This is a genomic window from Flagellimonas sp. 2504JD4-2, from assembly GCF_053642935.1.
Map to the genome: position 1 here is coordinate 211,157 of NZ_JBSIOV010000005.1, position 15,487 is coordinate 226,643.

Here is a 15,487-nt window from a genome sequence, read left to right on the forward strand (position 1 = left end):
GATCCAATTAAATCTAGATTTTTAATCCCCTTAAAACAAAAGATTTAGACCAAGGACGTGTTAGAAGTGTCCGTTCAACAGGATTCAACCCCTTATGGAAATCAAAGATCCTTGCAAGAATTGATGCACTTACTGTTTTATCCTATTGAACATAGCGCATAATCGAAGGAAGATCACTCAAATATTAACTCGCCGAAATATTCAGGTCGGTGAAAATCGGGCTTATTGGTATCTATTGGATTCCAACTTAAGTAATGTTTCTTGGAGGTGGCGTCTCCACATTTATAAAAGTTAGCTCTAGATTGCAGACCCTTCAATTGGATTCCGGAATCGTGGGTCAAAACCTCGGCCGGAAGTATTATTGTAATCTCCCAAGAGTGCCCCCCTGTTCTTTCGGTAAAAGATTGGCTTCCCAAGGACGATTTTGTTTGGATCACATTCTTTATGGTATCCGGAGATAAAAATTCACGAGGTTTCCGTTGTGCCCCATAAGCCGAAAGGATTGTACCAATACAATTGATCTCAAAGTTGTAGTAATTCCCATCCGATAACGGATCAAAAAAGAACTCAACACAGCTATCCCGAAAAACATATGAATTTGGTTCAGTTTTTTCCGCCAATATGTTTTCTTCTTCGACTTCATACTTCAACCAAATTTGATTATTGCTGTGGGCAATCTTGAATCCAACTTTCGGTTGGTATGGAAAACTATCCCAGTTGAGCACGTCGACAAAATTGGTTTCCGCATGTTCGTCCAACAATCGCGAAACTTTTTGAAGGTCAATTGTTCCATCAAATTCAATTTCCCTTACTTTCAAAGTCTTGTTCACAGCAGGTGTTTTAGGGTTGCATGCGGCAACTATCAAGGATATCAAAAGGTAGCAGGTCGCTTTTTTGTGCATGCGAGAGGTTTGATTCTAGACTCTAAAAGTACAAAATGTACCCTTTTCCAATTTTTGATTATTTCTGTTAAGCTATTGTGGGATTCTTAATTATTTCATAAATATGAAAATCGAATACCAGTATAGGTAGAAAATATGAAAGTAAGGCTTATATTTAGCCAATCTAGATTAATTTTAAATAAAAATGTCCGAGGAATTATTAGAAAAGGCAAAAGAGTTTGAAGGCAGGACTTTAAGTCACATGTCTACAAGCGACCGAGTGGCCGCTTCACGCGAAGCCAAAAGCTTGATACTTTCCATAAACGAAATTTACAAAGAGACTAAAGACTCCAATTTAATGGACGTCATGAAAAGTCTTACCGAGAAAAAACGCAAGATAGAGAAGCGTTTGAAGGGCACTCCTTTAGTATAGCAACTATACTTAGTACCGCAGCTTACCGCAACTGGTAGGTTCTCCTGTGGTGATTATTTAATCCCCCGTTGGTTTTATTCTTAAAAGGCTATTTTGCCAAAATGCAATTTATAGTGCAATTGGTACCAATTACATCTTTTTCAGTGCCATAAATAAAATTGTAGATTTTTGACGCTTTCATTTCAATAATTTTAGGGGTATAATTAAAACCTCAACCAAGAACAAACACATTTGAAATGAACACTGTAGATGAAAAAATGGGCTATGCCTTCTGGTATTTTGTGATAGCATGCTCTGTAGCTTCACTGATCAATAGCCTGTACCACTTTTTTTATTAGATCTTTTACCCTGAGTTGAAGGGATTAAACCCCAACCATACATATTGTCTCAAAATAAAAGGGGCCGCATTAAAGTGCGGCCCCTTTTTCGTTAAGATTTTATCCTTTTATTTCGAGAATCTGTCGAATCATCTGGTTTGTAAAACCCCACTCGTTATCATACCAAGTCATTACCTTAAGTAAGTCCCCGTCCACAACCCTGGTCATGGCAAGATCTACAGTAGATGCATAGGGACTTTGGATGATATCTGAGGATACAATGGGCTCATCCGTAGTATCCAAAACATTGGCATAGCGTTCCGTTTTGGCTTCTTCAATTAAAATTTGGTTGACCTCTTCGGCGGTAACGGACTTTTCCGTAACAAAGGTCAAGTCAGAAATAGAACCTACTGGGACTGGGACACGTATGGCTACACCATCAAACTTTCCAGCAAAAGCAGGAAGCGCCTTTGTTGTCGCAATTGCAGCACCCGTTGTTGTAGGAATCAGGTTTTGGGCTCCCGCCCTTCCCATCCTAAAATTCTTCTTTGAAGGGGCATCCACAATGCCTTGCGAAGCCGTGTAAGCGTGAACCGTAGTCATTATTGCCTTCTTGATTCCGATTCTACGTCCCAAAATCTCCACTATGGGACTTATATTGTTCGTGGTACAGCTAGCACAGGAAAAAACATTCACATTCCCGTCTTCTCCATTAACCCCGTGCACTACAGTAGGAGTATCCGCACTTTTGGTAGGGGCAGAAATCACAACAGTGCTTGCGCCCGCTTTCAAATGTCTTTCAGCATCCTCTCCGCTGGTAAAAACCCCTGTGCTTTCAATGACCAAGTCTACCTTATGTGCTTTCCATGGCAATTCTTCCGGTGTTCGGATGGAAGAGTAGTTGATTTTTTTTCCATCAACAATTAAAGTGTTGGGTTCATGAGAGACCTCTTTATCGTATACCCCATAAACCGTATCATATTTTAGCAGGTAGGCAGTATTTTCAATGGAAACGATATCATTTACCGCTACAACCTCCAAACCGGGAGTATCGTTGATTACCTTTAAAGCAGCACGTCCGATCCGTCCCATTCCATTTATTCCTATTCTCATTTTTAATGTTCTTATAGTTATTAATTGTTTGCGTGCTATTAGTCTGAAAATGACCATTAAAATTACATAATCGCATAGGTATATAAACTTACCTTAAATTAGGGTTTCAGTCCAGAATTTCAAATCACAAAGTTTTATCTTTGATGAACTGATACTACCCCCTTGGTAAGTATTTGGTCATTTAATGGACCAACGCAAGATTTAAGTAATTCCCAAAAAGAAATTTTTTGAACAACAAAAAAAACCTGCTGTTAATTTTTACGCGTAATCCCGAACTTGGAAAATGCAAAACCCGGCTTGCTGCCAAAACAGGTGATGCAACCGCTTTGGAAATCTATAAATTTCTTCTTGCGCATACAGCTAGGATAACAAAGGATTTAGAGGTGGAAAAACAGGTCTATTATTCTGAAAGTATCTGGACCAATGATATATGGGATGATAAAACCTATAAAAAAGAATTGCAATTTGGTGCTGATCTAGGCCTACGTATGCAACATGCATTCGAAAGCGGATTTGATTCTGGTTTTGAAAAAATCATTATTATTGGAAGTGATATGTACGATCTTGCACAATCTGATCTGGAAAAGGCTTTTGAACAGCTTGAAGCGCATGATTTTGTTGTGGGACCGGCAGAGGATGGCGGTTATTACCTACTGGGTATGACCTCGCTCAAAAAAGATTTGTTTCAAAATAAATCCTGGGGTACAGAAACCGTGCTGTCCAACACAATGGAAGATCTGAAAAATGAAAAAGTTTTTATGCTCCCTACCAAGAACGATGTAGATCATTATGAAGACATCAAGGACATTGAGGCTTTTCAACCGTATTTAAAACACATAAAAGAATGACCAAAAAACAACTTGACGAATCTGTTGAATATCTAAAAAAGAAAGGGTTCGACTCCCCGGAAATCGGTATTGTACTAGGGACAGGGCTGGGGCAGTTAGTTGATGAAATAGAACAACCCATTGAGGCCCACTATAACCATATTCCCTACTTTCCTTTGGCAACTGTGGAGTTTCATACCGGAAAGCTCATTTTCGGTACCATTGCCAACAAAAAGGTGGTGGTAATGCAGGGGAGGTTTCATTTGTATGAGGGATATGACTTTCTGGACATCACCTATCCGATTCGTGTAATGCACCAACTTGGCATCAGGAAATTATTTGTTTCCAACGCTTCTGGTGCGATAAACCTTAACTTTAAAAAGGGCGAAATTATGCTCATTGAAGATCATATCAATCTTCAGGGCGGTTCGCCTTTGGCATTTAGAAATGTGGCCGAGTTCGGAGATCGTTTTGTGGACATGGCCGAACCTTATGATGTGGATATGCGCAATAAAATTGAGGCCATAGCCAAAAAAGAAGGTATTTCGATCCAAAAAGGAGTATATGCATCGGTTGTTGGACCGCAATTGGAAACCAAAGCAGAATATCGCATGTTGAAAATTTTGGGAGCAGATGCCGTCGGAATGAGTACTGTTCCAGAAGTAATTGTTGCCAATCATTTACGACTACCTATTGTAGCAGTCTCCGTTTTGACGGATGAATGCGACCCAGATAATCTACAACCGATTAATATTCAAGAGATTATTGAAATAGCGGGTAAAACCGAACCAAAAATGATCCAATTGTTCAAAGAATTAATAAAGACTATATGAGTTATTTAGAAGCAACACATGACCTGTACAAAGAAGCTGCCCTAACCCCCGATGTTGGGCTTTGCTGTACCACCAATCCTATTTGGCAGTTTCCCGGGCTTTCCATTCCGAAAATCATGCAGGAAATGAATTACGGCTGTGGAAGTACCGTTTCCGCTCAGGATCTGGTCGATAATCCCAAAGTGCTTTATGTAGGTGTTGGTGGTGGAATGGAATTGCTTCAATTCGCCTATTTCTCCAGACAAAAAGGTGGAATCATTGGAGTGGATTCTGTGGACGAAATGTTAGAGGCCTCCCGCAAGAACTTTAAAGTGGCCGAAGAAGAAAACGACTGGTTCAAAAGTGAGTTTGTGGATTTGGTCAAAGGTGATGCACTAAACCTACCTGTTGAGGACGAAAGCATTGACGTCGCCGCGCAAAACTGCCTTTTCAATATTTTCAAAATGGAAGATTTGAAAAAAGCTGTGGCAGAAATGTACCGTGTACTAAAGCCTCATGGTCGATTGGTAATGAGTGACCCTACCTGTGAGCAACCCATGAACGATGAGCTCAGAAACGATGATAGACTAAGGGCATTATGCCTTAGTGGTAGCATCCCGATAAAAGATTATGTAAAAGTGCTTACCGATGCTGGTTTTGGTACGATAGAAATCAGGGCGCGAAAATCATATAGAGTACTTTCTCCGAACCATTACCCAACAGATGAGCTTATTCACATTGAATCCATTGAAATAGCTGCCATTAAGGATCCTATGCCTGCGGACGGCCCTTGTGTCTTTACTGGAAAAACAGCTATCTATTATGGTGACCAGGAGTATTTTGATGATGGATTGGGGCATGTGCTGTTACAAAACCAACCTTTAGCGGTTTGTGACAAAACAGCCGCTGCATTGGGAGCCGCTTCAGATGAAATCCATGTTAGTGAAAGTACCTGGCACTACGATGGGGGTGGTTGTTGCTAGGTTTTTTTAAGATAAGATGAAAGGTTGGGGCAGTTTTAAAGACTGTTTTATCAAATACGCTTGAACCTATAAAAAAGCTGCTATGAATCTAATGCTTCACGTATTGCTTGGAACAGTCTTGTTTTCATGCAATCCACAGCTTAAAGAACAATCCCAAGTTGTCCCAGAAAGTACCCAGGTGGCGATATCAACCCCTATTTCTGAAAATGAGATAGTGTCAATACAAAATGATAGCGCCCCATCTCTGGAATCGAATGCAAAAATTGAGCCCGTTCCACCGAAAGTGGTCCAACCTGAAAGTTTGATGCCGAGTCACACCCTATGGGGAGACTTATTGAAAAAGTATGTGGACGATGCTGGCAATGTCAATTATCTTGGTTTTAAGGGTGATATTGCCAAATTGGATACCTATTTAATGGAAATGGCTCAGAATCCGCCATCCGAGAGCTGGACAAAAAATGATAAGCTGGCGTACTATATCAATCTTTACAATGCAGCGACGGTCAAACTCATTGTGGACCATTATCCCATAAAAAGTATTAAGGACATTCCAAATCGTTGGAAGAAAAAATGGGTCAAGGTTGGGAATGACATAACCTCATTGAATGATATTGAACATGAGGTGCTACGCAAGATGGACGAACCCAGAATTCATTTTGCCATTAATTGCGCTTCCTATTCCTGCCCAAAACTGCTCAATGTGGCCTTTACGCCTCAAAGTATGGAAAGGTTGCTTTCCAAAACGGCTGTAGATTTTGTGAACGACAAGACTCGAAATCGGTTTGGCAACGATGTGGCCCAACTTTCAAGAATCTTTAAATGGTACAAAGGCGATTTCACCGAAAAGACCAAATTATTGGGTTATATCAATCAGTATTTGGACAATCCTGTTGGCAAGGATGCAAAAATTGAATACTTGGACTATGATTGGAGTTTGAATGAGGCAAAGTAACATTCCATCCATAAGTATTATCATCCCTGTACTTAACGAGGAGGGATTTATAGGGCAGGTCATTCAGCACCTTAAGGAAACCAGTGACCCATCCAACATAAAAGAAATCATCTGCGTTGATGGTGGCAGTCATGATAAAACCATGGAGGTTTCCATGGCCTATGGCACTACAGTTCTCCAGTCAAAAAAGGGAAGGGCGAGACAAATGAATTTTGGAGCAAGGCATGCCCAAGGCGAAATCCTTTATTTTCTGCATGCGGACACCTTTACTCCCAAAAATTTTGACAGCACCATTTTAAATGCAATTGATCAAGGGCACGAATCCGGGTGTTTTCGAATGCAGTTCGATACCAAAAATCCCATTTTAAGATTTTTTGCCTGGCTATCCCGCATAAACCATACGCTTTGCCGTGGTGGAGATCAATCCTTGTTCATAAAACGGAAACTGTTTGAAACGAACAAAGGCTTTAACGAAGATTATCTTATCTATGAGGACACTGAGTTTATAACACGCCTTTACCAACAAACCAAATTCAAGGTACTGCCTGAAGCCGTAATTACCTCAGCTAGAAAATATCGTGAAAAGGGATGGGTAAAGATTCAATTCCACTTCGGGATGATCCATTTAAAGAATTACTTGGGGGCGGGGCCTGATGAATTATATCGATACTACGCAAAAAATATTCTTAACTATTGACCGGGTCTTGTTTCATAGTCCAACAGAATACCTTCAGAAATCCATTTCGCCAAAGCTTGTCGATTGTCCGGATCTAAAATTCTTCGCTGGTCTTTTTTGCTGCGAATATTTCCTATTTCAATGTAGGCAATGGCAGGCAACGTATTTTTAACCAAATACAGATTGCTCCTGTCCTTAAAGGTGCCTGTATATTTTCTATTGGGCTGAAACTTCTTGTATTTCTTTTGAAAGGTCTTGTGTATGTTTTCCGCCAAGCGCTTTCCATTTTTACTTTTATGGTGATGGTAAAAGAAAACGTCAATATTGGTCCCCCTGCTTCGACTATCCACATGGGTCACGATAAGTCTTTGATATTTTCCCCTGCGTTCCAAGTAAAGTTGGTTAACCACCTCCACCCTTTGCTTCAAACGCGATAGTTGTCCTAAGGGAATTATCTTATCGGGAAGCACAACCTCATCAGTGTCAAGATCAAGAACTCTCGTATCCCTTATTCCGTCATCTTCATCACGAACAATGATATGCACTTCCGCACCATGGGCCAGTAGTTCCCGCGCCAACCTCAGGGTCACATCATAGGCATACTCGTCCTCAGCTATTTTTTTGCCTGCATAGTCCTCCACGGCTCCCGGGTCCGGACCTCCATGGCCAGAAATCAGATAGTATACCGCATTATCCAATCTGTCGCTTATTGGTTCAACTTCCGCATACTCCTCTCCAAAAATGGGATACACCTTATTTTTCGGATTGTCGGCAGTTTCATCTGCTTTTTCCGCTTGTGTTAGATATGGAATTTGATACGAATTTCCGTTGTACAGCTTGTGGTCATCCCCAAGATTTTCTTTGTTCAGTTGGATAAAATCTTGATAAAACTTGGCCGGATCAAGCCCATTTCTCCTTAACAATGAGTAAATACCATCCCCAGTTATGGCTTCAACCTGAATGATGGAGTCTTGGGCCAAAACATTGACGCCTAAGCCTAAACTAAAAAGTGCCAGTAAAAATAGCGTTGGGTTTACTGATAAATTAAATGCACTAATCTTCGATGGTAAGCTCCGCATAATCCCTTAAAATACCACTTGTAATCCAATTGGTAAAGGCATTTTTATCGGAACTGACAGGAATTCCTTTCTGCTTGCTTGTTTTGGCATTTCCGTCTATGGTCAACAAGCTCACAACCGGAAGTGTGTTTGTGGCCAAATAAAGGCTATTTCTATCTTCAAAGATGCGTTCCATATTATCGTATGATCGGTTTGAAACACTATTCTCTTTAAACGCCTTTTGGATGTTTTCCGCAAAACGTTGGCTGTTTTCACTTTTGTTATGATGATATACAGCAACATCCATGCTTCCGTTTTTAATCAATCCATTGGACCGAATAACCAGTAATCGCTGATATTTACCGGAGTTTTGCAAATACCTTTTGTTTATGGCCTCAATATAATGGCCCATTTTTTCCTTTGAAGTTAAATCTGATTGGTCTTGGGAAAACTCTTCCTCACTCCCAAAAACATAGACTTGGGCTCCGTGGACCATAAGTGACGCAGCCAGATTATCTGTGATATCCGAAATAAATTTGTTTTGGCTTGACGGGTTCTCAAGAATCAAATAATATATTGCATTGCTAAGTGTTCGACTTTTAAGGGACATGTCGGCAAGCTCTTCATTGAAAATAGGAGTTTCCTTGTCATCTTTCAATTGGACCTTTACACCGGTTTTTTTAAAGGAGTCCTCCACCAGAGGGATATTATACTCACGACCAACATGTAATTGACTTCCATTCTTGATGTTCTCCATATTGGCATTCAAAAATGCTTCATAATAGGTAACAGGATCAAGGCCTTGTTTTCGAAGAATGGAGTATATACCATCGCCTGGTTCAGCAACCACAGTATAGTAATCGGTCTGTCCAAATAAAGCGAAAGGAATGCATGCCCACAGCAAAAGTGTCGGTAGTAATTTCATATTTAAGTTTTGATGCTGGGGTGCTATGCAAATATGTAAAAAATCGATGAAATGCACAAATCATCGACGAAATACATAAAATTTAGAAATATTGACCAATTCCAAAGACAATTCCTTTGGTAGCATCTTCAGTAATTCCATGGCCATAATCTATCCTAAAAATTGCATTAAAAATCTTCTTATGTATGAATCGAATTCCAATTCCAGGATAGATTCTAAGATTTTGACTGTCACCAAAATCGCTGAAATCCCCTCCAGGGTTTCGCCAAGTTCCTCCATCAATAAAAATATTGCTCTGCAATACAAACCAATCCTTATCGATAATGGTATGTCTGTATTCCGTATTCAATATAATCGCAGCCGTACCTCTGTCAATGGTATTTCCAACGCCACGAATATTCAGATTATTATCAACAGCAAAAGGTGCAAAAGGGGTGTCCATATTACTGGAAAGTCCCAAGCGAAGCCTATTGGCCCAATTTCCTCTTTCACCAACCCTCGCGAAATAGCTAAAGTCGTTGAACCCAATTACAAAATCGGGAAGTTGCTGGTTTGTACTGTGAACATATTGGAAATTAAGGTTGCTCCTAAATCCAGATAAATACTGATAGTAATACTCGATGGCATCGTAATTATAGAGCAGCTTGTACAGATATTTGTTCACATTCAACGCTTGCGGAACATTGGGGTCGGTACTTCCGAAAAGGTAACGGTAGTCCTCGGTGAAAAAATTCAGTCCAAATTGAAAACGGTTTTTAAAATTCAGTTCATACAAGGCCAACACTTCGATGGATTCATTGTTATATCGATAGTCCGCCGTACCGTTCTCCAAAAAAACCGGTTCTTGGGTAGTCAAATCCTGATAACTAAAGGCCAGTCCCCATTTATTGCTAAATAGATATGGTGCCCTTAGATGCGCCCCATATGAATCAAAAATGTCCTTTTGGTAGAACCCTCCCAAAGTGATGTTGTTGCCCACGAGGTTGAATTCCTGCAATCCGATGCGAAAAGCAAATTCATCGTTGTTGGAGGTATAAACACTGGCAAAGGGGATGAGGGTGAAGTTTTCCTCGATTCCATAAAACACATTGTAGCTTCCTTCTTCGTTTGCTGGGAAAACTTGAAAGTAGGCATGGGACACCGAGGGTAATCGCTTTAACCTATAAATATCCTCAGCAATCAGGGACGAATCCAATTCCATTCCTGACTTAAGCCTCGCAATTTTTTTAATGAAAGCTGTTTTGGTTCTTTTGTTCCCCTGGACCTTTACATCCGCCACCGTGTTTTGGGTGTACCCATGCACTGCCATTAGCAGAAGCAACACGGACAAACACTTTTTCATGGTGGCTTTCAATTTTTTGCTTTAAATATAGACCAATACATTATAAAGAGTATCACAGAACCAAAATATTGGACATTGTCGTATTATTTTAAAGTGAAATTTACCTCAGCAAAGAGATTTACCCAGTTGTCCTCACTAACTGCCAGTAAAGAAAAATTGTAGGTTCCACCTATTTCAAGCAAAGGAGGGATTTCTCGCGTTATGTTGAGCACAACATTATCCAATTCATAATATTGGAACATAGGATCCAAAGTGTACGTCCCGGACAACAGATCATCGTTGACATCAGACACGACCTGAAAGTAAATTACCGAATCGTCAAAAGTACCATCTAGCCAAGAAAACACGGGCATAGTGCCCATATCATCCACGGTGACATTCTGGGGTAAATATTCTGTTGGTTTTGCGTTCTGTTTTAATCGAATCGGGTTCGAAAGGTGTACCTTTCCATCTTCTTCAAAGCTCACTATCACCCATTTTTCCTGGGCAGGTGAAATTTCGTATTTCAACAGATAACCATTAAAAACATCAATTAGTCCAGAGCTGCCTTTGGTATAGTTTGAAAAATCATTTTCATCCACATCCGCAGATTCCGTTTCATAGAAGTTGATGTCCGAAACGTTTTCCCGTGGGTATAAAAACACGCTGACAACACTGGGGTCTTCATTGCTCGCGGCACAGGCAATTACGTTGCTAAGCACGGTCTCCCGTCCTTCCAAGGCGCTTGCCAAGGTTGTACCTGAAAAGGACTCTTCCTTATCAGAACTACAGGACGCAACTAGTAAAAAACACGCTAGAAAACAGGAAATAACACCTCTACTGACCATCTATTCGGTAAATCTTTACCTAATAGTCGCCATAAAAGTCACGAATTACATTTTCGGCCGGTTTGTTTTGTGGTGTAAACCTATTATCCGCTGCACCGCCTGATCTGTCGTGATGGATAAACCATTTCCAAACAAAACCGCCTGCAAACCAATTTTCATTCCAAAATTCATCAAAAACTGCCTGGGTCGCAGTGGCTTGTCCGGCAAGATTTACATCCATTTCATTGCGGTCTACCAACCACGGTTTTTTAGCAGTGTAGTCCATGCTCCGATAACCGAATTCCGTGAAAAGAATTGGTTTATCATGTTTTTCAGACAGATCTTTCAATTTGGTCTTCCAAGGTTGCCATCCAGATTTCAAGTCTTCCAATGTAGGGTGTCGTTTTTCCGAAAGCGGGAAATACCCATCTACTCCAATAAAATCCAATTTATCCCAAAAGGGGGTTCTTGTATATTCATCCCAATTGGCTGCGTAGGTTAATTTTCCAGAGTAAATCTTTTTTATGTCATCAATGAGGTTCATCCAAAAGTCGGGTCGATTCTTAACAAATTCCTCCAACTCGGTTCCTATACAATAAATCTCCGATTTGGTTTCCTCGGCCAGTTTTGCATATGTCAGCGCAAAATCACTGTAGGTATCTTCCAGTGTTTTCCAATCTTCTTCGGAGTTCATGGTCATATCTCCCGTAAATTCTCCTCTCCAAATCCAAATTTGGGGCTTCACCATTATTTTCACCCCATTTCTTTGCAGTAATTGAATGTACTGTTTCGCACCACTCCTGGTTTCGCCATACCACTGTCTTTCCGTATCAAAAATTACATTGGGTGAATTCAAATCACGCGCAAATCCAAAAGGCATTACGGCAGCATAGTTTGCCTGCACCTTTACCACAGGGTCCACGTGTTTTTGCACTACTTTCTCTCTTGAACCTACAAAGCTTACCCCATTAATTTTTTCGGCCTGTTGACTGCTGCACGAAAACTGGAGTAAGCACAAAAAAAAGAGCCCTAATCTTTTCATAGATAAAAAATTAAGACTCCTAAAATACTGTTTTATATGATCTAGGCTATAGCACGGCTCGTAATCCTATGTTAAATGTTTGTCCAAGACCTGTATTCTCTCCTCTTACAAAATTGGTGTACAATGCTTCAATATTCAATTCTTTGGTCAACTGATATTTTGCACCACCACCAAGAGCGGTGAAATTTTGGGTAAAATCATTGCCCAAATCCAATCGTTGATTATGTTGGGCCAATACAAGAACGGTAAATTTAGAGCTGGGGAAGTAACTCAAGAACACCCCTGGCACAATATTAAGGCTGTTATTGGCAAAACTTTCCGCCTTATCTCCAAAATTCAATTCCGTGTTCAACTCAGTGAATAGCTGCCATTTCTTTCCTGGAAAGGTATAGTCATAAAAAAATCGGTTCTGCCAAGTAAATCCCTTTTGATCTAAAAAAACACCGGTATCTTCATCCACCTCATCGCTAATCAAGGGAATGGAAAATGAACTTAGGATAGAAAAATTACCTACATTCGGAAAAGGAACAAATTTTATCGAAGGTGCTATTGACGTTAAGCCCGAAGTATTTTGAATATCTGATATTGCTCCATTATCCAAACGAAATTCCCTACCGTTGGCTCGGTACTCCGCAATAACTCCTAAGTTTACTCTTCTAGAATCAGATACCCCTGTAAAAACTTCTAAAGTGGATGTGAAAAAGTTTTGTCTTAAACCTACTTCACTTTCAAAAGTACTATCATCTTGGGTGTAAAGGTTATTAAATAGTTTAATATCCCACTGCCCTTTTCCGATCAGTTTTGATGGGGTTAAGTTCTGAATATTACTTCCCGTTTGGTCATCTTGGGCAAATACTGCCAAAGAAGACATTAAAAATGCTGCCGCAATAATGTGGCTTCTCAATTGTTTCATGTTAGTTGTATTAATATTTTATTTGATTTCGTTTAAGGTCCAATCATAGGGGTAGTATCCAACCTTGGCCTTTGTGTCCAATTTTTCCTTTCGATATAAGTTCACATAATTAACAAGGCTCTTACCACCTTGCGTAAAATCTCCCTTATACCATTCGAAGATCTGGGAGAGATTCACTCTCTTTCCTTTTAGTCTGACAAAATTTGGGTCGTTTAGCGCCAATACGGTTTGTTTTTGTAATTGTGCATCCAATGTATCTGGCAAATAGGCCTTATTTATAATTGGAGGGCATCCAAGGCCTGCACAGACCAAAACAAAATGGAACCTTGCTTCTTTGGAGAAATTCCCTCGTAATAGTTTGTTCTCAATATCGTTAAGGGTAATCTCCTTTCCACCGATATTGTGTTTGGTTTTGTCAAAAAAGCCGGAAACATCAAGTGGGGATTTTAACGGGTAGTTCTCTACTATTCCCTTAATAACAGAGATATTATATCCATTGATCCAAAATGCTTGATATGTTTTCGTATTCCCTTTTGAAACTTGGATGGATTTGGCCAATTCGACCAACTCATTCAGCTCGTCAGGGTTTGCTTTAATCTTATTATACGCTACCCTTCCATTTTTCACATAGGTGCTAAAAAAGGCATCAGCTTTGGTAAAAAAACTGGAGGTATCTTGGGCCCATCCTTGGCCAACAAAAATTACCAGTGCAAGTGCGGTCAGTGTTTTTTTAATATTCATTTTAAAAATTTTTAGCCGATTAAAACTGATGCATCTGTCGACCCTAATTCCAAGTCCATACATCAATCTTCCCTTTTTTATGATTAATTTAAGATTTTATAAATCAACTGGTTACCCGTACGAATAACCCCTTAAAACCTTACATCAACCACAGAATTTAAATTCTTTCTAAATTATTTGATAGAGTTAAGTTCATATATTTAAGAACGACACATTAGCCAACAACCAATTGAATCCCATGGAGAATATTGTAATCATCGGAAATGGAATAGCTGGAATTTCAGCAGCCCGCCATATTCGAAAATTATCAGATAAAAGAATTATTGTGGTCTCTGCAGAGACAGATTACTTCTTTTCAAGAACCGCCCTCATGTATGTGTATATGGGGCATATGAAATTTGAGCACATCCAACCCTACGAAAACTGGTTTTGGGACAAAAATCGAATCGAGTTGGTCCGGGGGTATGTAACGGATGTCGATACCCAAAGTAAACAACTGCAGGTCGACGGTTCTAGAGCAATTCAATATGACAAATTAATTATAGCAACAGGTTCCAAGCCCAATAAGTTTGGATGGCCGGGTCAAGACCTTCATGGTGTCCAAGGATTGTATTCAAAACAGGATCTCGACTTACTTGAGGTAAACGCACCTAATAAGGATGTATGCAAACGAGCTGTGATAGTCGGTGGTGGATTAATCGGCATCGAGTTGGCTGAAATGTTGAGAAGCCGTGATATTCCCGTCACTTTTTTGGTTAGGGAAGAAAGTTTTTGGAACGGTGTTCTTCCAGATGGCGAATCCGCCATGATCAATGAGCATATTTTGGAGCACCATATAGATCTTCGGTTAGGAACCAATCTCAAAGAGATTGTGGCCGATGAAAACGGACGGGTGAAATCCATTATCATCGCCGAAACAGGGGAAGAACTCCCTTGCGATGTGGTCGGATTGACCGCAGGAGTCTCACCCAATGTCGATTTCCTAAAAGATTCTGGAATTGAATTGGGACGAGGTGTAAAAGTCAACAGGTTCCTCGAAACCAATATAAAGGATGTTTATGCTATCGGGGATTGCGCCGAACAGCATGAAGCCATTGGAAACAGACGTCCTATTGAAGCTGTTTGGTATACAGGGCGTATGATGGGAGAAACCGTTGCCCAGACCATTTGTGGCAACCGAATCGAATACAAGCCAGGGCACTGGTTCAATTCGGCTAAATTTTTGGATATCGAATACCAAACCTATGGTTGGGTATTTGCCAATAGGGGGAAAAAAGAATACGAGTCACATTTCCATTGGCGACATCCAGAAGAAAAAATCTGCATTACCGTTGCGTTCCATAAAGACACCAATCAATTTTTGGGCTTGAACACCTTCGGTATTCGGATGCGCCATGAAGTCTTTGATCGGTGGCTTACTGAGGAAAGGGATATCAACCATGTAATGGAGCACCTTGCTGATGCCAACTTCGACCCTGAGTTTTATAAAAACTATGAGGGCGATATCGTCGCCAAGTACAATTCAGATTTTGGTAAATCCATCAAAACCAAAAAGAAAAGTTTAAAACGAATATTCCAATATAGTTGATGGTTGATAGTCGTTAGTTGTTGGCAATATAAATTAGAACCAACCACTTTCAACTTTCAACTTTTCACTTTCAACTTA

Annotated in this window: 16 protein-coding genes; 7 read left to right on the forward strand and 9 right to left on the reverse strand. The window is 40.1% G+C overall.

Annotated elements, in window-relative coordinates:
• Positions 1-173 precede the first annotated feature (173 nt).
• Positions 174-902: a carbohydrate-binding family 9-like protein gene (locus tag ACULLH_RS17945; RefSeq protein ID WP_454090120.1), complete on the reverse strand. Its 729-nt coding sequence runs from the start codon at positions 900-902 to the stop codon at positions 174-176.
• Between the two features lie 184 nt (positions 903-1,086).
• On the opposite strand from ACULLH_RS17945, the gene ACULLH_RS17950 reads away from it, so the two are divergent.
• A complete protein-coding gene (locus tag ACULLH_RS17950) occupies positions 1,087-1,314 on the forward strand; it encodes a hypothetical protein (RefSeq protein WP_454090121.1) in 228 nt (75 codons plus the stop codon).
• Positions 1,315-1,751: 437 nt separating this feature from the next.
• Here ACULLH_RS17950 and gap read toward each other — a convergent pair whose 3' ends face one another.
• Complete coding sequence (gap, locus tag ACULLH_RS17955) at positions 1,752-2,744, reverse strand: type I glyceraldehyde-3-phosphate dehydrogenase (protein WP_454090122.1); 993 nt, start codon at positions 2,742-2,744, stop codon at positions 1,752-1,754.
• 227 nt (positions 2,745-2,971) lie between these two features.
• Here gap and ACULLH_RS17960 point away from each other — a divergent pair, with 227 nt between their 5' ends.
• The 5 genes from ACULLH_RS17960 (at position 2,972) to ACULLH_RS17980 (ending at position 7,015) form a co-directional block, all read left to right on the forward strand.
• Positions 2,972-3,592 carry a TIGR04282 family arsenosugar biosynthesis glycosyltransferase gene (locus ACULLH_RS17960; RefSeq protein WP_454090123.1) on the forward strand — a complete coding sequence of 207 codons (621 nt, stop codon included), beginning with the start codon at positions 2,972-2,974 and terminating at the stop codon, positions 3,590-3,592.
• Complete coding sequence (locus tag ACULLH_RS17965) at positions 3,589-4,404, forward strand: purine-nucleoside phosphorylase (protein ID WP_454090124.1); 816 nt, start codon at positions 3,589-3,591, stop codon at positions 4,402-4,404. The genes ACULLH_RS17960 and ACULLH_RS17965 overlap by 4 nt, the downstream gene beginning before the upstream one ends.
• Positions 4,401-5,366 (forward strand): arsenosugar biosynthesis arsenite methyltransferase ArsM, encoded by a 966-nt coding sequence (gene arsM / locus ACULLH_RS17970; protein WP_454090125.1) that lies wholly within the window; start codon positions 4,401-4,403, stop codon positions 5,364-5,366. The genes ACULLH_RS17965 and arsM overlap by 4 nt, the downstream gene beginning before the upstream one ends.
• 82 nt (positions 5,367-5,448) lie before the next feature.
• A complete protein-coding gene (locus ACULLH_RS17975; protein WP_454090126.1) occupies positions 5,449-6,318 on the forward strand; it encodes a DUF547 domain-containing protein in 870 nt (289 codons plus the stop codon).
• Entirely contained in the window at positions 6,305-7,015 is a 711-nt protein-coding gene (locus ACULLH_RS17980) for a TIGR04283 family arsenosugar biosynthesis glycosyltransferase (RefSeq protein WP_454090127.1), read from the forward strand. Before ACULLH_RS17975 ends, ACULLH_RS17980 begins: the two co-directional genes overlap by 14 nt.
• On the opposite strand, the gene ACULLH_RS17985 is transcribed toward ACULLH_RS17980, so the two are convergent.
• From ACULLH_RS17985 to ACULLH_RS18015, 7 genes are all read right to left on the reverse strand, one after another.
• The gene (locus ACULLH_RS17985) at positions 7,009-8,073 is read right to left on the reverse strand and encodes an N-acetylmuramoyl-L-alanine amidase family protein (RefSeq protein WP_454090128.1); all 1,065 of its coding nucleotides are present in this window, start codon (positions 8,071-8,073) and stop codon (positions 7,009-7,011) included. The genes ACULLH_RS17980 and ACULLH_RS17985 overlap by 7 nt on opposite strands.
• Positions 8,048-8,977, reverse strand: a complete 930-nt coding sequence (locus ACULLH_RS17990; protein ID WP_454090129.1) for a LysM peptidoglycan-binding domain-containing protein — start codon at positions 8,975-8,977, stop codon at positions 8,048-8,050. Before ACULLH_RS17990 ends, ACULLH_RS17985 begins: the two co-directional genes overlap by 26 nt.
• Positions 8,978-9,059: 82 nt before the next feature.
• Positions 9,060-10,319, reverse strand: a complete 1,260-nt coding sequence (locus ACULLH_RS17995; RefSeq protein WP_454090130.1) for an outer membrane protein assembly factor — start codon at positions 10,317-10,319, stop codon at positions 9,060-9,062.
• 83 nt (positions 10,320-10,402) lie between these two features.
• A complete protein-coding gene (locus ACULLH_RS18000) occupies positions 10,403-11,146 on the reverse strand; it encodes a hypothetical protein (RefSeq protein WP_454090131.1) in 744 nt (247 codons plus the stop codon).
• 19 nt (positions 11,147-11,165) lie between these two features.
• The gene (locus tag ACULLH_RS18005) at positions 11,166-12,167 is read right to left on the reverse strand and encodes a glycoside hydrolase family 113 (RefSeq protein WP_454090132.1); all 1,002 of its coding nucleotides are present in this window, start codon (positions 12,165-12,167) and stop codon (positions 11,166-11,168) included.
• A gap of 46 nt (positions 12,168-12,213) precedes the next feature.
• A complete protein-coding gene (locus ACULLH_RS18010; protein ID WP_454090133.1) occupies positions 12,214-13,080 on the reverse strand; it encodes a hypothetical protein in 867 nt (288 codons plus the stop codon).
• Positions 13,081-13,098: 18 nt separating this feature from the next.
• The gene (locus tag ACULLH_RS18015) at positions 13,099-13,821 is read right to left on the reverse strand and encodes a DUF547 domain-containing protein (protein WP_454090134.1); all 723 of its coding nucleotides are present in this window, start codon (positions 13,819-13,821) and stop codon (positions 13,099-13,101) included.
• A 238-nt stretch (positions 13,822-14,059) separates the two neighbouring features.
• Here ACULLH_RS18015 and ACULLH_RS18020 point away from each other — a divergent pair, with 238 nt between their 5' ends.
• Complete coding sequence (locus tag ACULLH_RS18020) at positions 14,060-15,409, forward strand: NAD(P)/FAD-dependent oxidoreductase (RefSeq protein ID WP_454090135.1); 1,350 nt, start codon at positions 14,060-14,062, stop codon at positions 15,407-15,409.
• The last annotated feature ends 78 nt before the right edge of the window (positions 15,410-15,487 follow it).